The organism is Sphingomonas sp. UV9 (assembly GCF_004101245.1).
In the GTDB taxonomy this organism is placed as follows: Bacteria; Pseudomonadota; Alphaproteobacteria; order Sphingomonadales; family Sphingomonadaceae; genus Sphingomonas.
This window is the reverse complement of sequence record NZ_SCIN01000001.1, coordinates 1,382,964-1,409,344: the sequence shown is the minus strand read 5'-3', so window position 1 is coordinate 1,409,344 and position 26,381 is coordinate 1,382,964. Positions and strand designations below refer to the sequence as shown.

Here is a 26,381-nt window from a genome sequence, read left to right as displayed (position 1 = left end):
TGGCGCCTGCCACCCCCCCTTGGCGGGGGAAGATATGCCTTCTCAGAAGGTGAAGCGCATGCCCGCCGAGTAGCGCGCAAAGCCGGGCTGCGCGAAGGTGACGAAATTGTCCGAGCGACGATGACCGCGGCGACCTTGGCCGGTGAGGTTGATCGCCTCGACGAACACCGCCAGCCCCTTCTTCAGCTCCGCGCTCGCGCTCGCATCGATCTGACCGTACGCCTCGACATAGGTCGGGTCGAACGCACCACCCGCATAGAACTCGCCGCGCCAGTTGTACGCGACACGCGCCTGGAGTCCGTTCTTGTCGTAATAAGCGACCGCGTTGGCGCTGTCGCTCAGCCCGGTCAGTGCGAACTGGCCGACATTCGGATCGACCGTGTTGTCGTATTTGGCGTCGCCATTGACGATCGTGTAGTTCAGGATGACGCCGAGCCCGGTTTCCCACAGCCGGTGCTGGATCGCGAATTCCCAGCCGTTGATGTTTGCCGTCTGGTCGCTGTTGAACGGCTGGCTGAGCTGGAAGTTGAACAAATCGTCTTCGGGCAGGCCGAAGATGTTGCCGTTCAGCAGGCCGGAATCGCTGGTGCCAGTGACCTGCGACGAGGTCGGGAAGTTGCGCAGGATGTAATCGCGCACCTGCAGATTGTCGGTCGTGCCGAGTGCTGCCACCGCCTGGCGATAGCGTGGGCCCGAGCCCGGGTTGCGGAGGTTGAATGCGGGCGTGTTCAGCTGGTTCGTGCCGATGAAGTTCTTCACGTCCTTGTTGAAGTACCCGGCCGAAATGTAGCTTTCGGGGCCGTAATACCATTCTGCCGACAGATCGATGTTCTTCGACTTGAAGGGCAGCAGGTTCGGGTTGCCCTGGCTGCCGGTGCCGCCGCCGATGCGCGGGTTGGAGTCGATGTTCAGGCCGCCCTGCAGGCTGCCGTAATCCGCGCGCGTGATGGTATGGCTGTACGAGGCGCGCAGCTTGACGTTGCGGAGCGGTTCGATGTCGAAATCGACCGCGGGCAACCAGTTGTTATATTTGCCCTTCAGCGAGGTGAACGAATTGGCCCCGTAGGTGAGCGCGAATTCGTTCGCGCCCGTCCAGCGCGTGCCGTTCGGGATCGGCACCAGCGCCGACGAGTTCACCTGCGTTTCGTCGTAGCGGACGCCGCCGATGATGTGCGCCGACATGTCGAACACGGTGAATTTCGTGTTGAACTGGATGTACGGCGAGATCGTCTGTTCGCGGATGCGGCGATCGTTGGTGTAGTTGGCGAGGCAGGTGCCGGGGGCCGCGACACCCGTCTGCGGGGCGCTGCAGATACCATATTGCGAGCGCAGCAGCTCGGCCACCTGCTCGAACTTGAACGTGTAGATCGATGGCGGCAGCGCAGGGTCGTTCGAACCGGCTACGCCCTTGAACTTGTCGGGCAGGCTGGTGAGCGTGAAGAAATCGTCGGGTACTGCGGCCGCGCCGAACGACGCGCCGCGCGGGTCGATGCCACCCCAGGTCTCGTTCTGGATGAAGCCGTAGGCCGAGCGCACCTTGTTATCGACATAGGAGAAGCCCCAGTCGATGCTGCTCAGGAAGTCGCCGTCGTGATCGTAATGACCCTTCAGCTGCAGCTGGTTGATCTCGTCCTTGAAAAAGGCGTTGCGGAAGGCGTTGCCGGTCGGCGTGATCAGCGACGCGTTGAGCGGGTCGATACCCGGATACATCTGGTACGAGATGATCGGCAGGTCGTTCTCGAAATTGAGCGTCTGTGATTGCACGCCGAAGATCGCGCCACCGATCGACGTGCTGCTGCCGTAATCGTTGGTCGGCTTGGAGACGGCGGTCGAGTGGTGCGCGTCGAGCGACATCGTGACGTTGCCGGGCGCTTCCCAAGTCAGGTTGCCGCCGAGCGACTTGTTCTCGGACTTGTTGGCGCTGAGCGCGCTGCTGTACGACAGATCCTTGCCGGGCGCGAAATTCTCCGCGTAGAAAAGCGGGCCGGCCGAGGGGCCGTCGGTCCACGCGCTGCGCGTATCGCCGAAGTTGAACCAGATCCCGACGCTGCTGTCGCGCACCTCGACCTTGTTGCTCGAATAGGTGAAGTCGAGCGTCGCGGTCAGCGTGTCGGTCGGCTTGGCCTGCAACACGAGCTGGCCGTTGATGCGCTCGCGGTCGATGTCGACGACGTTGTAGTTCGCGCTCTGCGGGATCTCGTAGACGTCGGTCGGGCCGGGGCGATTGGTGATGTTCGCGGCGCCCGGCGTACCCGGCTGTGCGAGCGTGCCCCAGTTGTTCTCGGCGCCGAGGAACCCGTCGCGGAAGCCGACACCCGAGGAATTGTTGCTCGCCTTGCGACGCTGGTAAGAGCCGCTGAACAGCACGCCGATCCGGTCATCGGCGAAGGTGGTGGACAGGATGCCCGACACTTCCGGCGTGATCGGGTCCTTGCCGTTGCGCGAGCTGTCGAGCACGCCCTTGGCGGCGATGCTGCCGCGCGTGCCCGGCTTGTCGAGCGGGCGGGGGGTGCGGATGTTGATCGACGAGCCGATGCCGCCCGACGGGACTGCAGCGCGGCCGGTCTTGTAGACCTCGACCGCGGCGACGCCTTCGGAGGCGAGGTTGGCGAAGTCGAACGAGCGCGAGGCGGGTGCGCTGGCGCCGTCGCCAAGCGTCGAGGTCGGCATCTGGCGACCGTTCAGCGTGACGAGGTTATATTCGGGACCGAAGCCGCGGACGGTGACGGTCGAGCCTTCGCCGTTCGAGCGGTCGATCGACACGCCGGTGATGCGCTGCAACGACTCGGCGAGGTTGGTGTCGGGGAACTTGCCGATATCTTCCGACGAAATCGCGTCGACGACGCCCTGGCCGTTGCGCTTGATATCGATCGCCTCGCGCAGCGATGCGCGGATGCCGGTCACGACGATGTCGTCGGTGGTCTCGTTCGGATCGGCGGGGGTGGCCTGCGGGGCGATGTCCGACGGGCCGGGATTGCCGACCGTGGCGGCGGCGTCCTGCGCCCAGGCGATACCCGGCAGACCGACGAGCGCCAGTGCCGAAGTGCCGATGACAAACCGCGAAAGCGAGCGAGCTGCGAAGCCACGCATGGTAATCCTCCCCTGTGACGGCGCTATGACCTGCGCCTTCCCGTGAACGTTCACTTCGCATTTCGTAACACTGTGTCAAGCGCGGTAGCGCTACAGTTGTGAACGTTCTCAAAATTTGGCTGTCGATAGTGGCTATGACGCAACAGCCGCATTGCCCCCGCGGGGCAGTTGCCTGTCCCGGCTCGGGCGGCTTAGAGATAGACATGGCGCGCCCTCCCGCTTCCCGCTTTTCCGCGCGCAGCTCCGACCGTCGCTCGACCGTCTTCCTGCTGATCTTCGCGCTCGCCTATGCTGGCGGAGTCGTCGGCTATCTCCCGTTGCTGACACTGCTGCTGCCGATCAAGGTCGACATGGTCGCGGGCACAGACCGGCTGGGCACCCTCACCGCGATCGTCGTTGCAGGGGCAGTAGCGGCAAGCGTGTCGAACATCGCGTTCGGATGGCTCAGCGATCGCGCCGTCGAACGGGGCAGGGGGCGCCGGGGATGGTTGGGCGGTGGTGTGATCGCCACCGCGATAGCCTATGCGGCGATGGCCATTGCCGCGACGCCGGCCGAACTGATCCTCGCGGTGGTCGCGTTCCAGGTCGCGGTGAACGCGGTGCTGGCGCCCCTGCTCGCGATCATGGCCGACGAAGTGCCCGATGCGCAAAAGGGCGTGGCCGGCGGATTGCTGGCGATGGCGAACCCCGTGGCGTCGGCGCTGACGGCGGTGTTGCTCGCGGCGACCGGCCTGGGTGAAACGGCGCGCCTGACCATCGTGCCGCTCGTAATGGCCTGCGGCATCGTGCCGTTATTGCTGACCACGCCGCGGCCGGTGGCGCGGATCGATCCGACCTCGCCGATGAAGGCCGTACTCCGCCGCGACCTTGCGCTCGCTTGGACCGCGCGCCTGTTCGTCCAGGTCGCGGGCAGCGCGCTGTTCGTCTACCTCTTCTACTATCTGGAAAGCGTCGCGCCGACGCTGGCGCCGGTCACGATCGCGGCGCGGATGGGAACGGTAATGCTCGTTGCGTACACGCTGCCGCTGCCGATCGCGGTGGTGATCGGCCGGTTCGCGGATCGGTCTGGGCGCACCAAGCCGTTGCTTTTCGCAGCCACGATCGTCGCGGCGGCAGGCCTTGTTGGAATGGCCGTCGCGCAGAGTTTCGAGGGCGGCGCCGTCGCGTTCTGCATCTACACGACGGGCGCGTCGGTGTTTCTCGCGCTGCACGCGTCGTTCGCGATGCAGTTGCTGCCGAACCCTCTCCACCGGGGGCGCGACCTGGGGTTGCTGAACCTGACCAACACGCTGCCGGGCCTGCTCGGGCCGACGCTGACGTGGGCGCTCGCGACGCCGACCGATTTCGATGCGGTGATGCTGGTACTGGCTGCGCTGACGCTGTGCGGCGGGGGGATCATCCTGGCCGCACGCGGTCGGCGTTAGCGCGGCCGCCAGTAGCGCACGTAATCGACCGCCATGCGCTGCGGGAATGCGGCGTCGTCGATCCCCTTCTGGCCGCCCCAATCGCCGCCCACCGCGAGGTTGAGGATCAGGTTGTAGGGCCGCGTGAACGGCCATGCAGCCTTGCCGCCGGGCTGGTCGTTGGCGACGCGCATGATCGCGCGGCCATCGACGCCGATGGTGATCGTATCGGCGCGCCAGTCCAGCTGATAGCGATGATACGCCGTGCACGCCGTCGCAACGCGGGTCTCGGCGCCGCGCTGCGTGCCCTTGGCATGATTGAACGCGCCGGTATGCAGCGTCGCGTGGACCGTTCCCGGGTTCCACCCGACCATCTCCATGATATCGATCTCGCCTTCGTCGGGCCATTTTCCGCCCGAAGGTAGCAGCCAGATCGCCGGCCAACTGCCGCGCCCGCACGGCAATTTCGCCCGGACCTCGTAAAAGCCATATCCCCGCGGCTCGCGCGAGACGAGCTTGGCGGAGGTATAGGCCTGACCGCCCCAATCGGCGAACCGCGTCTTGTCCAACCTCTCGCGCCGCGCCTCGATCACCAGCGCGCCGTCCTCGATCCGCGCATTCTCGGCGCGGTCCTTCGCGTAATATTGCCGTTCGTCATTATACCAGCCCTCGGCATTGCGCGACACGTCGAAGCGCCATTTGGCTTGGTCGATCGCCTTGCCGTCGAACTCGTCGGCAAAGCTCGGTTCGTCCTTTGGCGCGGGCATGGGTGCGTCGACGCTATAGTTGGTCGCGCCCAATGTTGCGGCTTGTGCGGCGAGTATCAGCAGGATCATCGGATCGGCCTTGTCATGGATAGCGTGTCTGGGTCTGGCGAACGGCACCCGGTCGTGCGGCGGCGCCCACTCCGTTGACCAGATGCGCGATCGTACCCTTGCCGGTGCCGAGCGAGATCGTCGTGATGCTGGCAAAGCGAACGCCCGGTCGCCGTGGTGCCTCGATCGCACTTTCCAGCACGATCGAGGGGTCGGCGGTGAAGTTGGCGTAGATGCCGAGGCCGGTCGCCTCGTGGGTCGTAACGGTATCCGCGACCTTGTACGCAGCCCAGCCTCGCGTCGCTCCTGCCATATAGGCCGCCTGGCTTGGCGGATCGTAGGGGAGTTCGCACTGGTAGAAATAGGTGCGGCCGCGTTCGCCGTTCCAGATGACCTGGTATTTCTGGAAATGTTCGACGAACAGGCCGTGGATTGTCACGTCGTCGCCGTTGACGATCAGGCCCTGGTCGGCCGTGCTCTCGGTCCAGCCGACATGCACGCGGCCCCCCCCTCGATCGCCGGCCTCTTTATCGCCGTGATCGGCGCGCCAGATCCACAGATGATCGCCGATCGCATGGTGGCTGTTGATCTCCAGGCAGGTCTGCGTCTTGCCGATGGTCGCGCCGCCGACCCGGAAGAACAGGTCGGCGAGCAGGGTCGGGTTGCGGCTGTGATCGCGCTTCGAATCTCGGGGGCCGATCTGGACGAGTACGGGCGTTTCGACCGGCCCGGCGTCGATCAGGAGACCGGCGATCGTGACACCCGAGACGTCCGCGACGACGATCGCAGCGGAGCCCTGCTCGGCAAGAAGAGTCGCAAGGCCCAGGCCGAGTACCACGGTGTCCGCATGCGCGATCCGTAATGGCTCGCGGATCCGGTAGATGCCCGGCGTAAGCAAAAGATGCTTCCCGAGCGCCAGAGCCGCATTGATCGCGGCGATCGGGGTATCGGGGTGAGCGATCAGGAACCGTGACAGGGCAATGGATCTGCCCGCGGGCGCGCCCTCGGCCCAACTCGTCCCGCGTGCGTCGTGACGGACGGCGGGCACGAAAACCGCCCATTTGCCGGCGCGGGTGACGTGGAGGAACGGCTTCTCGCGGATCACGGGCACGGTTGGCAGGCTTGTATAGGGCGGTCGGGGAAAGCTGGTCTTCGGTGCGCCCGCGACGCCGGTGAACATCATGTTCCAGTTCGCGCCCTGCCAGCCGTCGATGCGGCTGTTGCGCGTGAACCATTGCTGCTGCGTGCCCGAGCGCACCGTGCCGTCGATCCGGCAATCCGCCATGAAGCCACCGCTCGACCAGCCACCATCGTCGAGCGCGAGATCGCCGCGCAGATGCACGCGGCGATAGGGCGCGGCCTGAGATACCGCCCAGCGGTCCGCACCATCGGCGGGGCGTATCGACAGGTTCTCGACGCCGCGCCAGAAATTGACCAGCGCCATGCCGTTCGCCCAGTCGGCTTCGGCATGGACATGGCCATCGATGACCACGTCGCCCGGCAAGCGGCCGAGCCCGGCGACCTGCGTGAAGAACCCGACGTTGACGTCGACCGCGTGCCGGCCCGGCATGAACAGGATCGCGTGGCGCGCGTCGGTAAAGTGCGCGCGTTCCTGTTCGCCGAAGATGGCATTGACGCGGGCCTGTACGGTGGCGGCGGGCATATCGGGATCGACGATGAAGACGTTGGGGCCGAAATCCGGTGTCGCTTCGGCTCTGGCTGCCGTTGCGAAGGACATCGACAACGCGGCTGCGAGACCCGTTCCGCCGAGTCCTTCGAGCACCGCCCGACGCGTATGGTTCAAACCCGGCCTCCCCGACACCTACTCCGGAACCGTCGCCGCGCGGTGCGGACCCGATCCGGTAGCTCGACCGGAGTACGTCAGGTGCACCCTGACCTCAACCGCCTCATTCGATCGCGAGGAACGCGGTTACCGTCAGTCGCCCCAGCGCCGGGTCCGCCGAGAGTATCGCGTCCCGCGCGATGGCGCCGCTGTGCAGGACGTAGCTTCGATAGAGCAAGGCGCGATTATAGTCCGCTTCGACCAGCGCTGTGCGTTCGAACAGCGCGCTATCTTCGGCGATGTATCCCTCGGGTGGCATCGCCTCGACTTCGCTGCCGAGCCGCGCGAAGAATTCTGGCGCGCGTGTTTCGTCGATCGTCTCGAACCCGGTTGCGCGATGCCGGAAGAACGCGGTGCCATCGCGGTGGGTGGGCGAAAGATAGTGGATGAGCGCGATCCGGTCGCGGCCATAGGCATCGACGTGCGGCACGCGCTGCCGAATCTCGAGCGCGCCGGGAGAGATCGTCACGATCGAGAATTGCGCATCGACGACGCGGATACGGCGGCACGACCCGAATTCTCGTCCCAGGCCGCGTGCGACGACGGGAAGCTGGTCCTGCAGATAGGACTCCGGAATTTGAGCGCACATCCCGGGATAATGTGCGCCCGCGGGTCCAAACGGGACTTGTGCCGCTGCGCCGCGCAACGCGTCTGGGTCACTGGCGAAGCCGTCGATGACGATCAGCGGTTCCGCCTCGTTGCCGATACGCTGCCGGGTGATGCTCTGCATTGTCATGACTGTCGGTCGCCCATTCCCGGCGGAATGCCACGGGGCCGGCGCAAAGTCTTCAACCGAGTCCGGTGAACTCCTGCCGACGCGCATAATCGCTCATCGCGCGGTTTGAGGATCGTGATGTGCCGCCGGCACGAACGCGCTGCAAGGCGAAATGCGTCCGGTCTGCCCGATGCCGATACGGACGCCGCACGCCACGGATCCAGTCGAGATCGGATCCGTGGCTGACCCCCTTGGCGCGCCTATCCCGCAGTCGATTGACGCCCCTCGACAACGATCGTGCCAGCGGCGTTCTGCGCGGGAACGGCGATCGTCGCCGAGCCTGCCGCGCCATCCTGCATGGCCGCAACGCGCTTGCCCCTTACCGTCGCCGCACCGGTGCCGGTCCAGTTGTGGACCGTGACGGTGATCGACTTCCACCAGGGCTTGAAGCCACCCTCGGGCTTGGCGAAGTCGATCGACAGGCCGGTCGGCGTGATCGTGCAGCGCACCGTCTGGCGAAAATAGCCGCGGCGGGTGTACGCCAGCGTACGGCCGTCATCCTCGTAGAGCGTCCCCATGCAATCCGCGCCGGGATAGACGTCGAGGCGCAGCGGACCGTTCGGCGTTTCGCTGGTGCTCTGGACCAGCGGCTGGCGAGGCAGGATCGTGCCGGCGCGAACGAACACGGGCAGGTGATCGAGCCGCGGCGTTTCGGTCACGCGGTCGCCGAGCGAGCGCGCGGTCGGTACCGCCTGCGTCGCCGACTGGATCGGACCGGCGGCGGCAGGCTCGGGCGTGCCGACGCGCTGTCCTGTCCAGTAATCATACCAGCCACCCGCGGGCAGGCAGACGTCATAGGTCTGCGGTGATTCCGGCTTGGGCGGCGGTGCGATCAGCAGCGACTTGCCGAGCGTGAACGCCATCGACTGGTCGCACGACGCGGTCGCGGCGGCCGGGTAATCGTAAAATACCGGGCGCATGATCGGATCGCCGAACCGCGCATTCTGGTCCGCCAGCGCGTAGAAATACGGCATCAGCCGATAGCGCTCCTCGATGAAGCGGCGGCGGATCGCGAGATGGTCGGGGCCGTCGACCCAGGGCTCGACGCGCGGCGTGCCGGTCGCCGAATGGTTGCGGAACACCGGCGTGAACGCGCCGATCTCGGTCCAGCGCGTGAGCAGGTCGGGGCTCGGCCCACCCGCAAACCCGCTGACGTCGGCGGCGCTATAGCCGAAGCCCGACAGGCCGAGGTTGATGATCTGGTGCACCGACAGCTTGAGATGATCCCAGGTCGCGCTGTTGTCGCCGGTCCAGGTGACCGCATAACGCTGTCCACCGGCATAGCTCGCGCGCGTCATCACGAACGGCCGCTCGTCGGGGCGCAGTTTAAGCAGCCCGTCGAACGTGGCGCGCGTGTTGAGCATGCCGTAGACGTTGTGCGCCTCGCGGTGATCCGTCACGCGGGCGGCGAAATCGTCGCTGTCGATCCGGTGGCGCGTGTCGAGCGGCATCGTCTTGGTCGGCGTCTCGAAGATCGCCGGCTCGTTCATGTCGTTCCAGAAGCCTGCGATCCCGGCGTCGAGAAAGCCCTTATACTGTTCGCCCCACCAGGTTCGCGCCGCGGTCTTGGTGAAATCGGGGAACACCGACGGGCCGGGCCAGACCGGCGCGACATAGGGCGTCCCATCGGCATTCTAGATGAACGCATCCGCCTTCATGCCGCTCTTGTACGGCGCATAGCCCTGTTCGACCGCGGCGATGTGCAGGTCGGTGATCGCGACCAGCTTGATCCCGTCCGCCTTCATCTCGGTCGCCAGCTTGGGCAGATCGGGGAAGGTCTTGGCGTCGGTGGTGAACGGTCGGTTGCGATCCTGATAGCCGATGTCGAGCCAGATCACGTCGGTCGGCACGCGGTCGCTACGCAGCCGCGCGGCGATCTGGCGAACCTCGTCCGCGCTGCCATAGCTGTAGCGCGACTGCTGATAGCCGAGCGCCCATTTCGGCGCGAGCGGCGCGTGGCCGGTCAGGTCGGCATAGCGCCGCGTGACCTCCGCCATCGACGGCCCGGCGAGGAAATAATAGTCGATCGGGCCGTCCGGGCCGCCGAACGACAGCGTCTCGGCGTCGCGGTGACCGAAGTCGAACCAAGTGCGATACGTGTTGTCGAGCAGGATGCCGTAGCTGCCGCCCGCGCCACCGCTACCGATGAAGAACGGGATCGACTTGTAGATCGGGTCGTCCGCGCTGCTGAACCCGAATGCGTCGGTGTTCCAGTCGACGAAACCGTGGCCGCGGCGGTCGAGCCCCTGCGTCTTGTCGCCGAGGCCGTAGAAATGCTCGCTGATCGGCAGCGTCTTGGCGATCGCGAACGCCTTGCCGTCTGTCGCGACGGGGGCGGCGTCGGCGGAGATGATCTTGCCGTCGAGCGTCTCGAAGGTGATCGCGCCGCCTTCACCCACGCGAACGCGGACGCTGGCGGTGGCGAAGCCGTCGGGGGCCGCGGTCACGGCGATCTTCTGGCGGCGGATCGCGGCGGGAACGGCCCAACTGGCATCCTCGGGGAACACGCCGTTCTTGGCGACGCGGACGCGCACGAGCCCGTCGGTCATCGCGGTGATCCGCGTAACCGTCGATCCGACCTGGACCTCGACGCCATCGCGGCTCGGGACCAGTTTGGGCGCTGCGACGACGCTGGTCTGGGCCAAGGCAGGCGTGACGCAGATGGCGGCGGTCGCCGCGAGCAGGAGGGCGATGCGTTTCATACGTAATCCTTGTGGTCCGCCAGCTGGTGGAGGCGGGAGGCGTGCGACCCGAAATTCGATGCGCAACGGGTTAGGAAATCGGCGATCTTCGGTATGTCGACCGGATCGATATCGGCACCGGGCGGGGGGAACCGCGCGGCGTCGGGGAAAGTGCCGTAGCCGGCGAACAGGCAGTGCCAGCTGATCGCGGAATAATAGCGGGCGAGCCCGGCGCGATCGATCGCCGCGACCATGTCGCCACCCGTGAACCAGGTGGACATGAGCAACTTCAGGTCGTCCGACAGCACCTCGACGCCACGCGATTCCGCCCAATAGCCGGTCGGGTCGTCGTGGCGCTGGTTCAGCCGGTAATGCGCGACGATGTAGTCGCGGACGCCGTCGTAGCGCGCGGCGATGCGCGTGTTGAACGCGGTGCGGACCGTGTCGGTCGCGCCGCCCGTATCTACCCCGTCGAGGAACGCCTCGACGGTGGCGATGACGAGGTGCAGCGCGGTAGCCTCGAGCGGTTCGAGAAAGCCTTGCGCCAGCCCGACGGCCAGCGCGTTGTGCGACCAGCTGTCGCGAACGCGGCCGACGCGCATAGCGAGGTGGCGGGCTTCGCCGGCGTCGGCGCCGATATGCGCGCGGAGTTCGGCTTCGGCCTGCGCTTCGGTCAGGTGACGACTGGAATAGACATAGCCGTTGCCGATGCGGCTGGTGAGCGGGATGTGCCACGCCCAGCCGGCCGACAGCGCGGTCGCGCGCGTCTGGCTGGGAATCGGCGCACCGGGCGTATGTGCGATCGGCATCACCACCGCGCGGTCGTTGAACAGCGCGTCGGCATAGCTGACGAACGGCACGTCCAGCGCTGCGAAGATCGTGCTGCGAAACCCGCTGGCGTCGATGAAGACATCGCCCGCGATGCGATCGCCGGCGGTATCGATCAGCGCGACGACTTCGCCGGCCGGTATACGTTCGACGCTGGCGATCCGGCGCTGGAGGTGGACGACGCCCAGCGTTCCGGTCGCGTGCGAGGCCAGGAATGCGCCGACCTTGTACGCGTCGAAATGATAGCCGTAGCTGACCTCGAACGGGAAGTTCGCGGCAGGCTGCGGCGCGCAGCTCTCGGCGGCGAGGCGGGCTGGCAGGAGGAACCGGTCGGGATGCGCCTCGACGTCGCGCCCGGTCCGCCTTGCCCGCGCATTGTAGAAGAATTGCGGTGCGGTGTGACCGTCGAGCGCAGTCGGGAAGGGGTGGAAATAGCGCTCATGCCCGGCACGATCGGACCAGCCTTCGAAGCCGATCCCCAGCTTGTAGGTCGCGTCGCACGCCGGCATCCAGTCCGCTTCGGCGATGCCGAGCGTGTCGAAGAAGTGCTTCAGCTGCGGCGTCGATCCTTCGCCGACGCCGACGATGCCGATCTCGGGGCTTTCTACCAGCGTGACGCGAACGCCGCGCGCGCTCCACCGATGCGCGACCAGGCACGCAGTCATCCAGCCGGCGGTGCCGCCGCCGAGGATGACGATGTGCTGGCCGAGCCCGTCGATCACCGCCGCAGGACCAGACCGGACAGTGGCGGCAGCATGATCGTGTCGGCGCCGTCGGTGGCGAACAGCGTTTCGCCGTAGGTTGCGATGCCGACGGGCCAAGCGCGCGGTTCGTCGCCGAGATTGAACATGCAGAGCAGCGTCCCGTCGTCAGCCGTCCGTTCGAACGCGATCACCGCGTCGTCGCTATGCACGATCCGCAGATTCCCCAGCCGCAGCGCAGGGTGCGCTTTCCGCGCGGCGATGAGCGTCCGCGTCCAGTGCAGCAGCGACGTCGCATCCGCCTGCTGCACATCGACCGCGATCGCGCGGTGATCCTCGCCGAACGGGAGCCAGGGCCGGGTGCTGCCGAACCCGAGATCGGGCGCCGTACCAACCCACGGCATCGGCGTGCGCGCGCCGTCTCGGGACAGCGTCAGCGGCCAGTTGGCGATCGCCTCGGGATCGAGCAGATCGTCAAACGCGATGTCGACCTGCGTCAGCCCCAGCTCCTCGCCCTGGTACAGGAAGATGTTGCCGCGCAGCGCGACCAGCAGCAGGATCTTCATCCGCGCGAACGCATCGCGCTGGTCTGGCGTCGTCCAGCGCGAGATCGCGCGCGGCGCGTCGTGGTTCTCGAACGCCCAGCTCGGCCAGCCGACACCCGGCGTATCGGGCCAGTTGCCGACCGCGTCGACGATCAGCTCCGGCGTCAGGCGATCGGCGTAGAGGAAGTCGAAGCCGTACGCGCTGTTCAGCCGGCCGTTGCCGCCGGTGAACAGCTTCATCTCGCGGTCGCTGTCGTCGCCGCCGACTTCGGCGACGGTAAAGCCTGCGCCATAGTCGTCGAGCAGTACCCGAATCCGCTCGATGAAGCCGACGATGTCCGGATGGCTCTGGTTGTGCAGCTTCATCTGGAAATCGAACGACCGCGTGCGCGCGCGGTTGGTTGCGGGCGCGGGCGGATTGTCGGTCAGCGCGGGGTCGTGCATCGCAAAGTTGATCGCATCGAGCCGGAAGCCGTCGACGCCGCGATCTAGCCAGAATTTCGCTGTCGCGATCAGCGCGTCCTGCACCGCGGGGTTGTGCCCGTTGAGCTGCGGCTGCTCCCTCAGGAAATTGTGCATGTAATATTGGCCGCGTCGCGCATCCCAGGTCCAGGCCGGGCCGCCGAACACCGACTGCCAGTTCGACGGCGGCGTGCCGTCGGGCTTGGCATCCGCCCAGACGTACCAGTCCGCCTTGTCGCCGCTGCGCGACGCCCGGCTCTGGCGGAACCAGTCATGCTCTTCCGAGGTGTGCGAATAGACCTGGTCGATGATGATCTTGAGCCCCAGCGCATGCGCGCGGGCGATCAGCGCGTCGAAATCGGCGAGCGTGCCGAAGATCGGATCGACGTCGCGGTAATCCGACACGTCATAGCCGAAATCCTTCATCGGCGAGGTGAAGAACGGCGATAGCCACACCGCGTCGACGCCGAGCGACGCGACATAGTCGAGGTGCGCGGTAATGCCGTTCAGGTCACCGATGCCGTCGCCGTTTGAATCGGCGAAGCTGCGCGGATAGATCTGGTAGATCGTCGCGCCCTTCCACCACGGGCTATTGGCGGCGGCATCAGGCAATCGTGGAGGCATCAACGGGTCTCCGCGGCGCAGACGGCATAGCCGAACGCGGGCAGGGTTAGGGTGACACTGCCGGGCGCGGCAGCGCGGGGCGCACATTTACCGGCAAGCGTGGCGAACCGCGCGGAGCCGATCTCGACCTGCACCGCCTGCGTGAGCGGCTTGGCGGAGGTGTTGAACGCCATCAGGATTTCCGCACCCGTCGTCGGATCGAAGCGCGACACGGCAAGCAGACCCGGCGTCTCGCTGCGGCTGCGGAGGAGCGTACGTCCCCGCGTGAGCGCCGGATGCGCAACGCGGATCTTCGCGAGTTCGGCAATCTGGCGGAACAGCGGATTGGTCTCGCCGAAGCTCTCGGTCGCGGTCGTCTTGGTCGTGCCGAGCAGCCGGTTGTCGTTGTAGATCGCGACCTTCGACGCGAACATGTCCTCGCGCGCATCCTGATCATTGCCGTCGCCGACGAAGCCCTGCTCGTCGCCCGAGTAGATCGTCGGCACGCCGCGCAAGGTCAGCAGCATCGCGTTCGACAGCAGAACGCGCTTCAGCACTTCCTCGTCGGACGCCTGCGGGAACGCCTTCCGCACGAACGTCGCGAAGCGGCCATCGTCGTGGTTGCCGGTGAAGGTCGGCAGGATCGCCGCGGTGTCGACGCCCTTCGCATACAGCACGTCGCCGTCGAACAACGCTTCGAACGCATCGGTGCCGCGCGTACCCGCGACCGTCTCGACCACCGCCTGGCGGAACGCAAAATCGAGCACCGCGGGCAGCTTGTCGACGATCGTGTGCTGGGCGAGCACGGCGGGGCGAACCTCGTGATCCGAGACTTCGCCGAAGATGTGGAAGTTCGGGATGCCGTTAGCCTGCGCGCGCGTCAGCATCGCCGGCACGAACTGCGTCCAGAATTCGGGGTTCACGTGCCGCGCGGTATCGATGCGGAAGCCGTCGACCTTGAACCGGTCGATCCACGATCCGAAGATGTCGATCATGCCGCTCACGACGCGCGGGTTCTCCGTCATCACATCGTCGAGTCCCGAGAAATCGCCCATCGTCGAGCTCTCGTTCATGAACGTCGTGTCGCCGCGATTATGATAATAGATCGGGTCGTTCAGCCACGCCGGTACCTTCACGGTACGCTCGGCAGCGGGCACGAAGGGCGTGTAGGCATAGGTCGTATCGGTCAGCTTGGCGAAGTTCGCCGCGGTCTGCACGTCGTCCCCTACGAACCCGCCATTGATCGCCTTGCCACCGACGCCGCCCTTGCGCTGGTACGGATACGCCGCACGGTCGCGATACGGGCACGGCATGCCGACCGAGCATTCGCGGTACTGGATCACGTCTGCGGTGTGGTTGATGATGATGTCCATATACACCTTCATCCCGCGCGCGTGCGCCGCGTCGACGAAGGCGGTCATGTCGGCATTGGTGCCGAGATGCGGATCGACCTGCGTGAAGTCGGTGATCCAATAGCCGTGATAGCCGGCGGACTCGTGGCCCGGCGAGCCCTGCACAGCCTTGTTCTTGAAGATCGGCCCGAGCCAGATCGCGGTTGCGCCAAGGTGCTGGATATAGTCGAGCCGCTTGGTCAGGCCCTTCAGGTCGCCGCCGTGATAGAAACCCTTGGCGGTCGGATCATAGCCGGTCTTGAGCCGATCGCCGGCGATCCCGCCGCGATCGTTGGTCGGGTCGGCATTCTCGAACCGGTCGGGCAGGACGAAATAGATCACCTCGTCCTGCGGCAGGCGCGCGCGGACATCGGCGAGCGGCACGGTCGCCGGGCCGGTCAGGGCGAGCAGGATGGCGGCGGCGATGCTCATGCGCCGAGCCCCGCGGGCGCCGCGCAATGCTGCGCGACGAACGCGGCATGGTCCTGCATCTGCACCACTTCGCGCGCGTTCAGCTTGTCGATCGTGTCCATGAATTCGCCCAGATCGTTTGTGGAAATCGCGTCCGCCAATGGATGGTGGCCCGCCGGTATGATGCCTTGCCCCGCCAGCACCTGAAGCCAGCCGACTTCGGTGAACAGCTCCTCATGCTCGCGGACGATGTGGCCGTTGCCGCGCCAAAGCTCGATCTTCGCGGCGAGCGTGTCGGGGACCGCCATGTCGCGGCACTCGCGCCAGAACGGCGTGTCGTCGCGCGCGGTCGCCTTGTAGTGCAGGATGATGAAGTCGCGGATGCGCTCGTATTCGAAGTCGCTCTGGCGGTTGAACTCGGTCCGGTCGGCGTCGGCGATGACGCGCCCCGGCAACAGCTTCAGCAACCGCGAGATCGCCGACTGGATCAGGTGGATGCTGGTCGATTCCAGTGGCTCCATGAACCCTGCCGCCAGCCCGAGCGCGACGACGTTGCGGTTCCACATCCGGTTGCGCTTGCCGGTGCGGAACGCGATCGTCCGCGGATCGGCCATTGCGGGCGTGTCGAGCCCGGCGAGCAACGTCGCGGTCGCTTCGTCCTCACTCATGTGGGCGCGGGAGAACACGACGCCGTTGCCGGTGCGGTGCTGCAACGGGATCCGCCACTGCCAGCCGGCGGTATGTGCGGTCGAGCGCGTGTACGGCGTGAAGGCCTCGCTGCGCGCCGACGGTACCGCGATCGCCCGGTCGCACGGCAACCAGTGCGTCCAGTCCTCGTATCCGGTGCCCAACGCCTCCTCGATCAGCAGCCCGCGAAAGCCGGTGCAGTCGATATACAGGTCGGCGGCGACGGTCGTGCCGTTCTCCAGCACCAGCCCGGAGACGTCGCCGCTCTCGCCGTCGCGCGTGACGCGGACGATCTCGCCCTCGATCCGGTTGACGCCGCGCGTTTCCGAATAGCGTCGCAGGTAGCGCGCGTAGAGGCCGGCATCGAAATGATACGCGTAGGGCATCGACGGCAGCGTGCGCGCGGTACGGGCAGCACCACGCTGCATCCGCTCGGCAAGAGCCGCGTGTGTGTTGAGCGAATAGGCGCCGAGATCGCCGGCCAGCCCGAGCGACCGCGCACGCAGCCAATATTGATGGAAGGGCAGCAGTCCGACGTCGCGCCCGACATCGCCGAACGCGTGCATGTAGCGATGGCCCGGCTTGAACCAGTCGACGAACTCGATGCCGAGCTTGAACGTACCGCCGGTTGCCCGCAGGAACGCGTCCTCGTCGAGTCCGAGCGCGTCGTTGAACAGGTGGATCTGCGGAATCGTCGCCTCGCCGACCCCGACCGTGCCGATCGCATCGGACTCGATCAGGTCGATCTCGTAGCCCGTTTCCAGGAACCGCGCGAAGGTTGCGGCGGCCATCCAGCCGGCGGTACCGCCACCGGCAATGACGATGCGCAAGGGGTGGTCGGCCATAGTCTGCGTCCCGTTTTCAAACCGTCAGGTGCCCGTCGGCAGGGTCTCGCGGGGCGGCATCCACCGCCCCGCCCCCCGGTCAGAACTTGTACGTGATGCCCACATAGTAATCACGGCCATAGCGCTGGTAGTCGATCACCTGGCGCGGATCGTCGTTCTGGTACGTCACGAACGGCCGGTCGGTGAGGTTCTTCGCCTGCGCGAGGATCGCGAAGTTGCGCAGCGGGCCGGACTGGAACTCATAGCCGATCTGCGCATCCAGGATCGCTTCCGCCCGGGCGGTGCGATAGGTCGGGTTGGCGGACAGACCCGCAACCTCGGCCAGGAAGCTCGACCGATAGCGATAGTTCGCGCGCGCCTGGAAGCCCGATTTCTCGAAGTAGATCGTGCCGCTGCCGGTCCATTTGGACAGGCCGGGCAGGGTGATCGCCTCGGTCGGGTTGCTGCCGTACTTGATCGTCGACTGCGTGTAGTTGCCGCTGGCGAACATGCCGAACCCGTCGAGCGCCGACGTGATCGCCTTGAACGGCAGCGATAGGGTCGCCTCGACGCCCAGCACTTCGCCGCGACCGGTATTGTCGGGCGTCGAGATGTTGCCGATCGTCTGGCCAGCGGCGATCACCTGCGCCTGCTGCGCCGCGGTCAGCGCCGGCAACAGCGCCGAGAAGTCGTAGGGCAGCGAATTGTTCGGATCGACGAAGTCGGTCAGGTGCTTGAAGTAGCTCGACAGCGCGACATAGCCGCCACCGCTGAAATACTTCTCGAACGACAGGTCGATGTTGGTCGACTGGTATGGCTTCAGATTGACGTTGCCGCCGGTCGAGGTGAACACCGGGAACAGGCCGGCGGGCGTCTGGCCGATGTTGGTCAGGTTGATCGCCACGTCCTGCGTCACGCGCTCCTGGTCGAGGCGCGGACGAACCATCGTCTGCGAAGCGCCGACCTTGACGAAGCCCAGCGGTATCAGTTCGACCGACATCGTCGCCGAGGGCAGGAAGTTGGTGTATTTCACCGATTCCGTCACCGGTGCGATCGTCACCGCGCCGCCGACGACGCTGGCGATCTGCCCGGTCGAGCTCTGGTCCGAATGCACGACCTGCGCGCCGATCGAGCCCTTGAGCGGCTTGTCCCCGACCAGCCCGTCGATCGTGACCTTGGCGTAACCGGTCCACACCTTCTCGAGCACGACATTGTCGCGCACCAGCGCGGATGGCCGGCCGTCGAACGCGGACTGCAGCGTATTGTTGTAGAGATACAGCGGATCGAGCGTCAGCATCTGCGGGATGCCGAGATAATCGAGCGCCACGTTGGAGCCGAGCAACGCTTCGCTCGGCACGGTGCTGCTGAGCGGCGTACCGCTGGCGACCGTGCAGTTCACGCCGCCGCCCGGCGGGCACAGGAAGTAGGACGTGTAGGCGCTGGTCTTCTTGCGCTGGCTATAGTTGCCGCCGGCTTCCCAGCCCTTGACGACGCTGTTCGAGAACTCGCCGTTCAGGCTCGCGCGGAGCGACTTCAGGTCGTCCTTGAAGCTCGGCCGGTTGAGGAAGCCGGTCTGCACGACCTGCTGGTTGCCGTTGTTGCCCCACCCTTGCGGATCGGTCAGCTTGAAGACGTTGGTGTCGGTGTAATCGAGCGTCGGCGAGAAGGTGTAGGTGCCGTTGCCGTTCTGCTTGACCGTGACGGTATCGGCCGCGCCGCTCTTGGCGAACCCGGTGCCGGTGTTGGTTTCCAGCAGGAAGTCGGTGCGATCCGCATGGCTCCAGCTGGCGTCGACGTTCAGGTGGATCGTGTCGGTCAGCTTCAGATCGTTGTTCCAGCCGAACGAGTAATTGTCCGCCTTGCGCTGGTTATAGTCGTTGCGCTGTACGCCGAAGACGTTGCCGAACGTCGCGTCGGTGGCGAAGCCATCGCTGCTCGTCACGCCCGAAACTGTCGTGCCGCCGACCGTACCGGCGCTGGCCAGCTGCCCCGCGAGCGGGAATTCGATGCCGCGCAGGATCTGCGTTTCCTCGAAATGCGAATACAGTGCGTCGAAGGTCGAATGGAAAGTATCGGACGGCTGCCACTCGATCGTCGCGACGCCGCCGTAGCGCTTCAGTTCGTTCGACTGGACATAGGGCTTGGCGCCGTTGACGAGGAACGGATCGGCCGTGGTGCCGGTGCCGCTATAGCCCCAGGCATTGTAGCGCTCGTTCTGCGACGGCGTCTGCGTCGCGGACACGCCGATTGCGATGCCCAGCGTGTTGTCGGCGAACTTGTCGACATAGGTCGCCGACGCGCGATAGCCGTAGCGCGTGCCGTCGGGATTGAGCTTGTCGATCCCGTTCATCTGGCCGCGCGCACTGATCGCGACGATCCGGTTGGGCTGGTCGAGCGGACGCAGCATGCGCAGGTCGACCGTGCCGGCGATGCCCGCGGCGATCAGCGATGCGTCGGCTGATTTGTAGACGTTGACGTTCTTGAAGAATTCCGACGGATACTGGTCGAACTCGACGCCGCGATTGTCGCCGGTCGTCACCTGTTCGCGACCGTTCAGCAGCGTGGTCGAGAAATCGGGGCCGAGGCCGCGGATCGACAGACGCTGGTCGCGCCCTTCGAGCCGCTGCGCCGTCACGCCCGGCAAGCGCGCGAGCGAATCCGCGATCGACACGTCGGGCAGCTTGCCGACGTCTTCGGCGGAGATCGAGTCGACGATCAGGACCGACTGGCGCTTGATCTTGGCCGAGGATTCGAGGCCGGCGCGGATGCCGGTGACGACGATATCGTCGCCGCCGTCGTCCGCCGGGGTCGCTGCTGCGGTGTCCTGCGGCGCGGCCGGCACGGCACCGGCCGGCTGGGGCGTCGGCTCTGCGGCGGTCGTTACGGCATCGACCTGCGCCGGGGCGGTCGAATTGGCGTTGGGAACACCGGGGGCAACCTGCGCGAACGCGGCCTGGCCCGGCAGGATCAGCGCGGCGGCGAGCGCGGTGGCGCTGACGCAGAGCGCGAGGCGGCTATGCGTGGAAACGCCGATCGCGGCGCGCGTGCGGCACGGTGCAAAATTGCTCATGAATACCCCTTTGGCGGGAACGATCCCGCGCATCCTCAATGACTTGTGTCGGTAGCCTCGACGTCGTGCTTTCGCGTCGATTGTCGCAGGGCGGCTATATTTCGGCCGGGGTCGTTGCAAAAGGGACGGGCATACGTATTCACTGTTTCATGCAGACCGTGTCTCTTCTCGACCACGCTCCCCGGGGTTGGTGCCGACATCGGCCCCGGCAAAGGCGCTGGTGATGGGGCGCCGTCCGACCTCGTTCGACATCGCGCAACTGGCGGGCGTCTCGCAGCCGACGGTGTCGCGCGCGCTGCGGGGATCGAAATCGGTCAATCCGCAGACCCGCCAGCGGATCGAAGCGATCGCGCGAAGCCTGCATTATGCCGTCGACAAGCACGCATCCTCGCTGCGGAGCCAGTCCGCGAACACGCTGGCGCTGCTGTTTTTCGAAGAGCCTGCCGAAGACGATTCCACCATCAACCCTTTCTTCCTGTCGATGCTCGGCTCGATCACGCACGCCTGCGCACGGGCCGGCTACGATCTGCTGATCTCGTTCCAGCAATTATCCGGCGACTGGCACGTCGATTACCAGGACAGCCGCAAGGCCGATGGCATCATCCTGCTCGGCTATGGCGATTACGAAGCCTATCGCGCCCGGCTCGATCATCTCACCGAACAGGGGACCAAGGTGGTGCGCTGGGGCGCGGTCGGCACCGGGCCGGCGGGGATCACGGTCGGTTCGGACAACCGCGGCGGTGGCGAAGCGGCGACCGCGCACCTGATCGCGCAAGGGCGGCGCCGGATCGCGTTCCTCGGCACGGCCGACGGACGGTATCCCGAACTCGAGGATCGCCACCGCGGATATCGCGATGCGCTGGCGGCGGCCGGGCTGACGGTGGACGACGCGTTGCAGGTCGATGCGATCACCACCGAGGATGCCGGACAGGACGCGGTCGCCGAACTCGCGCGGCGCGGTGCCGAGTTTGATGCGATCTTCGCCGCCAGCGACAGCATCGCGATCGGCGCGATCCGCGCGCTGGCAGCGGCGGGGCGATCGATCCCGGACGACGTGGCGATCGTCGGCTTCGACGACATCGCCTCCGCGCAACTCACCAACCCGCCGCTGACGACCGTGACCCAGGACGCGCGTCGGGCAGGGGAGGCACTCGTACGAACGCTGCTGGCAAGACTACGCGGCGAAGTGTCCGAAGACGCCCCCCTGCCGACCCGACTGGTAATCCGCGCGAGCAGCGGGACGTAGCGAACCACAATCCTCCCCCGCCAGGGGGGAGGTGGCAGGCGTCAGCCTGACGGAGGGGGCGGCATGAGCAACCGCTGTTGCGTAACCTCCCCCTCCGTCACCTTCGGCGCCACCTCCCCCTGGCGGGGGAGGATCGCGTGTACGGGCGGCCGCTCAGTCGTCGAACAGGAAGAGGTTCAACGTCAGCCGCCCCGCCAGCGGGTCCGAGCTCAGCACCACCTCGGGCGGAAGATACGCGCAGTGCAGCGTATTGCCCGCATAGACGAGCGCACGGTTGAAGCGTGCCGGCTGGACCGCGACACACGCGTACAGCGCAGTGTCGCCAGCGATGTAGGACGCGTCCGGCATGCCATGCGCCTGCACGTCCGCGTCCAGCGCCGTCCTGAACGGATCGAGCCGTGACGCATCGATGCTTTCGAACCCCGTCGACCGCTGCCGGTAAAAGGCGGTGCCGCCTTGCTCGCCCTCTCCCAGGAACAGCAACACCGCGATCCGCCGCGGCTCGACGCCGTCGAAATGCGGCAGGCGCTGGATCGGTGCCAGATCGGAGGGCGCGGTCGTGACCAGCGAATAATAGGCCTCGGACACCGCCGGCGCCGGATCGAGACCGAAATGCTCCGCCAGCAACGGCGCGATCCTCCGGCGCATCGTCTCTGCGAGGCGAGGCGGCACCTCGGCACGGACACCGGGATAATGCGGGCCGATCGCGGTCATCCGCAAGCTCGCCGCATCCTCGCGCAGCGCATCCGGATCGGGCCAGAAATCGTCGATCGCGATCAGCGGACGCTGCTCCCGACCCAGACGATGCAGCGTGGTTTTCGGCGTATCGGTCATCCCGGCCTTCATGCAGCCCGGCCACGCGGTCCGGCAAGGTATTCGTATGCATGGTTGTTTCGACCCCCGCTTGGCGTCAAGCCGCATCCGCAGGATCGTCGCGCCGACAAGCGACGACCAAGGGGAGCCGCGTTTTGACCGAGAAACCAGTCCAGGGCTTTGCCGGACTTTGGAATATCAGCTTCGGCTTTTTCGGCATCCAGATCGGCTTCGCGCTGCAGAACGCCAATATGAGCCGGATCTTCCAGACGCTCGGCGGATCGCTCGACGATCTCTCCTATCTCTGGGTTGCGGCGCCGCTGACCGGGCTGCTCGTCCAGCCGATCATCGGCCATTACAGCGATCGCACCTGGACCCGCTTCGGCCGCCGCCGCCCCTATTTCTTCGCCGGAGCCGTGCTCGCCGCGCTTGCATTGTTCGTGATGCCCGAGGCGAAGATGCTGTGGCTCGCCGCGCTGACCTTGTGGGTGCTCGACGCCTCAGTGAACGTCTCGATGGAGCCGTTCCGCGCGTTCGTCGGCGACATGCTGCGCAAGGACCAGCACACCGCCGGCTATGCACTCCAGACCGCGTTCATCGGCATGGGCGCGGTGGTTGGATCGATCTTTCCGTTCGTCCTCGCGCATCTCGGCGTGTCGGGCGATGCGCTCGCGGGGGTGCCCGACACGGTGCGCTACAGCTTCTGGTTCGGCGGTGCCGCCTTGCTGCTGGCGGTGCTCTGGACGGTCGGCAACACGCGCGAATACAGCCCCGACCAGATGGCGTCGTTCGCCGAGCGTGATGCGGACGAGGCGCTGCCCGCGCCGGCCCGCGCGCTCGCCAGTCGCGGCTTCGCGGCCAGCTTCGCCTGGATCGTCGCGGGCATCGCGGTGATCGTCGCGGTTCCCGAACTCGCCCTGCAGAAGGAAGTATACCTGCTCGGCGGGCTCCTCGTCGCGTTCGGCGTCGCGAGCCTTGCAGCGATCGTCCTCGCGCGCGGCGGCAACACCGACATTGCGCTGAGCCAGATCGTCGGCGATTTCGGTGACATGCCCGACGTGATGAAACGTCTCGCGCTCGTCCAGTTCTTCAGCTGGTCCGCGCTGTTCATCATGTGGATCTTCAGCACACCCGTCGTGGCGCAATATATGTACGGATCGAGCGACGCGACGAGTGCCGCCTACAACGCGGGCAGCGACTGGGTCGGCGTGCTGTTCGCGGTCTACAATGCGGTCGCGGCGCTGGTCGCTTTGCTGATCCTGCCCCGGCTGGCGAAGCGGATCGGCCGCGTGAAGACCCACATCGCATGCCTCCTGTGCGGCGCCGCGGGATTTGCGAGCTTTCTCGTGGTGCGCGATCCGACGCTGCTGATCGTCAGCGAAGTCGGCATCGGCATCGCCTGGGCGTCGATCCTCGCCATGCCCTATGCGATCCTCGCCTCCAGCCTGCCGCAGGCCAAGCTCGGCATCTATATGGGCCTGTTCAACATCTTCATCGTCCTCCCGCAATTGCTGGTCGCGACGTTGATGGGATCGGTGCTGAAGGCGTTCTTCCCGACCGAACCGATCTGGACGATGGCCTTCGCCGCGGTCGTCATGGCGCTGGCCGCGCTCGCGATGCTGCGCGTTCCCGAAACGCGGGACGACGTCGCGTGATCGGCGCTGCCGCTGGCGGGGCCTGACTGCGGGGCCTAGTTGCACGCGTTCCGACTTTGCCATTTTCGGCCAAGTGCTGCTATCGGCGGGTGATGCTCAAATCACGGATCAAGCGCCGCACGGTCGAGGGCGCTCAGGCGGTCGCCCAGCTTGCGGCCATCCACGCGTCGATCGCCGCCCTGAACGACGAGGATCTGCTCGATCTCGCGGATATCTTCGCGCAAGAGACGTCGGGGACAATCAAGGCGATGGCCGGCGCCGAGATGACCAAGCGCAGCTTGAGCCTGTGACGGGTGCCCCGGTGCGTTGCCCCGCCGATCACGCGGTGATGCCATGAAACAGCTCGCGTCCCGACTGCGTCGCCTCGACGACGCGCTCGCCGATCTGCCGCTCGATGAACCGATGCTGCTGACCGAGCTTGACGGGTTTCTCACCGGCATCCTGGTCTGCCCCGAAGCCATCCTGCAGGCCGAATGGTTGCAGAGCGTCTGGGGCTCCGACGACAGCGGCGTCGCGGCATTCGACGATCCGCTCGACGTCCAGTGGTTCGTCGACGCGGTCATGGCCCGCCACGCGGAAATCGCGCGCGACCTCGCCCGCGGCAAGCTGCGACCGATCTTCGACGTCGACGAGCGTAATGGCGACGTGCTGTGGGAATTGTGGATCGACGGGTTCGCCGAGGCGATGGCGTTGCGGCCGGACGGCTGGGATGCGGTGGCGAACGGCGACGACCCGGACGCCGCCGATGCGATCGAGCGCCTGTCGATGCTGATCGCCATCGCGCGCAACGAAAGCCCGCTCGACAGCGTGGAGATCAACGCGTTCGAGGATCGGGCCAAGATCGATCTCGTCGATGCCGTCCAGCGCCTGCATGCGGCGCGATCGCGCCGAGAGGGCGGATCGTCGGTGGCCTCGATCGGCGTTGCCCCCGTCAAGGTCGGCAGGAACGATCCCTGCCGATGCGGGTCGGGCAAGAAATCCAAACGCTGTTGCGGCTAGGCGTATCGATGGCCTTCGGTTGGACGCCGGCGAAGGCGACCGATCACAAGGGCGACTTGCCCGCCAGATAAAGGTCGGTCGGCAGGTCGCTCGGCACCGCCGGATCGGGACGCGATCGGGTCGCAGCCGCGTGCAGCCATGCGGGGCCGCCTGGCCGATGGCGCGTCGAGCCGTCCGATCGGGTCGGTACCTTGCCGTAGACGGACGGTCCCTCGCGACCGGGCGAACCGCCGCCGAACGTCGCCGCGATGTTGCCATAGGTCGACGGATCGCGGCCATCCAGGCTCAGGCGGTCGTTCAGATAGCAGGCGGTGGCCCAGGCGGTTTGCGGATCGGGAGTCATCGCGATGATCCGCTTGCCCCAATACATGCGCAGGTTGTTGTGCATCCAGCCGTCGATCAGGAACTGGCGCTGGCAGGCGTTCCACGTCTCGTCACGGGTCTCACCGTGGAGCAGCGCGGCGAGCGTCTCGATATCCGGGCGCGGATCGACGGCATGCGCTTCGAGCGTCTCCTGCGCCCATTCCGCAATCCGATCATACCGTTCTGGCGCTGGCAGTGTGCGGGCCTGATAATGGAACCATTCGCGCCACGTCAGCAGTTCGTCGGCGAACTTCTCCTTGCTGGCGGCCGGCGCATCGGCGGCCTCGACCGTTGCCATCACGTCGCGCGGGCCGATCACGCCGAAATGGAGATAGGGCGACAGCATGCTGGCGCCGACCGGGTTGGTCGCATCGTTGCGCGTGGCGGCATAGGTCGGCAGCACCGTGTCCATCAACCGCTCGAGATGTACCAGCGCGCCTTCGCGACCGGCGGGGAACATCGTGCTGACCGGCAGCGTGTGGTCGATCGCGGCGGTCGCCACGAGGTGGTCGAGATCGGTATCCGAACACGCCTCCAGGCGGTCCGGCGTGTACGGCAGCGGTCCGTCATACGGCGCTACCGCCGGCGCGGCGTCGGTCGTCTCCTGCCAGTCGCTCCGTACCGGCTGATGGCGGCGTCGAAACGCGGTGGTCGAGCCGATACCGTCGCCGAGCACGGCCGGTGGGACGAGGCAGGCGGCGTTGACCGCGAAGACCGCACGCTCGATGCGCGCCGCGAACCGCTCCGACTGCCAGCGCGCGACGAAAGTCGGCTGGTCCTCGACCAGCACGGCGGCGCTGTCCGCCGCGAGGCGGTAGACGAGGCCTTTCTCACGCGCATCGGCACGGTCGACATACTGGACGCAGGCGAGCCCGCGCTGGCGACATTCCCGCGCGAGATCGCGGCTCGCGCCGAGGATGAAGCGGTGCAGGCGATCGGACGCGTAGGGGTAATCCTCGCGCAACCCGTGATACACGATGACGGGCAGGCCGAGCGCATTGCCGAGGTGGATCGCGGCGTCGATCACGGGATTGTCGCGCGCGCGGAGTGCTTGTTGCAGCCAGCACAGGACGTAGCGGCCGTCGGGCCGGACATCGCGGGCGTTCAGCGCGCGGACGCGCGGCGCTTCGGACCAGGAGGACAGCGAGTGGGGGAGGATAGCCGGCATGGCATCTC

Annotated in this window: 17 protein-coding genes and 1 pseudogene; 5 read left to right on the top strand and 13 right to left on the bottom strand. The window is 66.4% G+C overall.

The genetic code is table 11. The features are described from left to right. Nucleotides 1-42: 42 nt before the first annotated feature. The gene (locus EQZ23_RS06210; RefSeq protein WP_128453478.1) at nucleotides 43-3,090 is read right to left on the bottom strand and encodes a TonB-dependent receptor; all 3,048 of its coding nucleotides are present in this window, start codon (nucleotides 3,088-3,090) and stop codon (nucleotides 43-45) included. Between the two features lie 203 nt (nucleotides 3,091-3,293). Between EQZ23_RS06210 and EQZ23_RS06205 the strand changes: the two genes are divergently transcribed. Next, entirely contained in the window at nucleotides 3,294-4,514 is a 1,221-nt protein-coding gene (locus EQZ23_RS06205) for an MFS transporter (RefSeq protein WP_128453477.1), read from the top strand. Here the strand turns inward: EQZ23_RS06205 and EQZ23_RS06200 are convergent. The 10 genes and pseudogenes from EQZ23_RS06200 to EQZ23_RS06160 form a co-directional block, all read right to left on the bottom strand. Further along, entirely contained in the window at nucleotides 4,511-5,329 is an 819-nt protein-coding gene (locus EQZ23_RS06200; protein WP_128453476.1) for a glycoside hydrolase family 16 protein, read from the bottom strand. The genes EQZ23_RS06205 and EQZ23_RS06200 overlap by 4 nt on opposite strands. Nucleotides 5,330-5,342: 13 nt before the next feature. Then, the gene (locus EQZ23_RS06195) at nucleotides 5,343-7,112 is read right to left on the bottom strand and encodes an adenylyl cyclase (RefSeq protein WP_240663313.1); all 1,770 of its coding nucleotides are present in this window, start codon (nucleotides 7,110-7,112) and stop codon (nucleotides 5,343-5,345) included. A 103-nt stretch (nucleotides 7,113-7,215) separates the two neighbouring features. Continuing rightward, entirely contained in the window at nucleotides 7,216-7,881 is a 666-nt protein-coding gene (locus EQZ23_RS06190; protein WP_240663312.1) for a DUF6445 family protein, read from the bottom strand. A 245-nt stretch (nucleotides 7,882-8,126) separates the two neighbouring features. Next, nucleotides 8,127-8,846: a DUF5110 domain-containing protein gene (locus EQZ23_RS20545; protein WP_346427811.1), complete on the bottom strand. Its 720-nt coding sequence runs from the start codon at nucleotides 8,844-8,846 to the stop codon at nucleotides 8,127-8,129. Nucleotides 8,847-8,891: 45 nt separating this feature from the next. Further along, a pseudogene (locus EQZ23_RS06185) lies at nucleotides 8,892-10,475 on the bottom strand (TIM-barrel domain-containing protein); the annotation flags it as partial. A 149-nt stretch (nucleotides 10,476-10,624) separates the two neighbouring features. Then, the gene (locus EQZ23_RS06180) at nucleotides 10,625-12,157 is read right to left on the bottom strand and encodes a tryptophan halogenase family protein (protein WP_240663311.1); all 1,533 of its coding nucleotides are present in this window, start codon (nucleotides 12,155-12,157) and stop codon (nucleotides 10,625-10,627) included. Further along, nucleotides 12,154-13,767, bottom strand: a complete 1,614-nt coding sequence (locus EQZ23_RS06175) for an alpha-amylase family glycosyl hydrolase (RefSeq protein WP_128453473.1) — start codon at nucleotides 13,765-13,767, stop codon at nucleotides 12,154-12,156. The genes EQZ23_RS06180 and EQZ23_RS06175 overlap by 4 nt, the downstream gene beginning before the upstream one ends. Next, nucleotides 13,767-15,569, bottom strand: a complete 1,803-nt coding sequence (locus EQZ23_RS06170) for an alpha-amylase family glycosyl hydrolase (RefSeq protein ID WP_128453472.1) — start codon at nucleotides 15,567-15,569, stop codon at nucleotides 13,767-13,769. The genes EQZ23_RS06175 and EQZ23_RS06170 overlap by 1 nt, the downstream gene beginning before the upstream one ends. Continuing rightward, nucleotides 15,566-17,080, bottom strand: a complete 1,515-nt coding sequence (locus EQZ23_RS06165) for a tryptophan halogenase family protein (protein WP_128453471.1) — start codon at nucleotides 17,078-17,080, stop codon at nucleotides 15,566-15,568. The genes EQZ23_RS06170 and EQZ23_RS06165 overlap by 4 nt, the downstream gene beginning before the upstream one ends. A gap of 79 nt (nucleotides 17,081-17,159) precedes the next feature. Further along, nucleotides 17,160-20,129, bottom strand: coding sequence for a TonB-dependent receptor (locus EQZ23_RS06160; protein ID WP_240663310.1), 2,970 nt, complete (start codon nucleotides 20,127-20,129; stop codon nucleotides 17,160-17,162). Nucleotides 20,130-20,352: 223 nt separating this feature from the next. Between EQZ23_RS06160 and EQZ23_RS06155 the strand changes: the two genes are divergently transcribed. Then, on the top strand, nucleotides 20,353-21,375 hold the full coding sequence (locus tag EQZ23_RS06155) for a LacI family DNA-binding transcriptional regulator (protein ID WP_206364163.1): 1,023 nt from the start codon (nucleotides 20,353-20,355) through the stop codon (nucleotides 21,373-21,375). A 153-nt stretch (nucleotides 21,376-21,528) separates the two neighbouring features. Here the strand turns inward: EQZ23_RS06155 and EQZ23_RS06150 are convergent, their stop codons facing one another. Next, a complete protein-coding gene (locus EQZ23_RS06150) occupies nucleotides 21,529-22,209 on the bottom strand; it encodes a DUF6445 family protein (RefSeq protein ID WP_128453470.1) in 681 nt (226 codons plus the stop codon). 134 nt (nucleotides 22,210-22,343) lie between these two features. Between EQZ23_RS06150 and EQZ23_RS06145 the strand changes: the two genes are divergently transcribed. From EQZ23_RS06145 to EQZ23_RS06135, 3 genes are all read left to right on the top strand, one after another. Further along, nucleotides 22,344-23,843, top strand: a complete 1,500-nt coding sequence (locus EQZ23_RS06145) for an MFS transporter (RefSeq protein ID WP_240663309.1) — start codon at nucleotides 22,344-22,346, stop codon at nucleotides 23,841-23,843. Nucleotides 23,844-23,935: 92 nt separating this feature from the next. Continuing rightward, on the top strand, nucleotides 23,936-24,133 hold the full coding sequence (locus tag EQZ23_RS06140; RefSeq protein WP_128453468.1) for a hypothetical protein: 198 nt from the start codon (nucleotides 23,936-23,938) through the stop codon (nucleotides 24,131-24,133). Between the two features lie 43 nt (nucleotides 24,134-24,176). Beyond that, on the top strand, nucleotides 24,177-24,842 hold the full coding sequence (locus EQZ23_RS06135; RefSeq protein ID WP_128453467.1) for a UPF0149 family protein: 666 nt from the start codon (nucleotides 24,177-24,179) through the stop codon (nucleotides 24,840-24,842). 43 nt (nucleotides 24,843-24,885) lie between these two features. Here EQZ23_RS06135 and EQZ23_RS06130 read toward each other — a convergent pair whose 3' ends face one another. Next, entirely contained in the window at nucleotides 24,886-26,373 is a 1,488-nt protein-coding gene (locus tag EQZ23_RS06130; RefSeq protein ID WP_128453466.1) for a deoxyribodipyrimidine photo-lyase, read from the bottom strand. Nucleotides 26,374-26,381 lie beyond the last annotated feature (8 nt).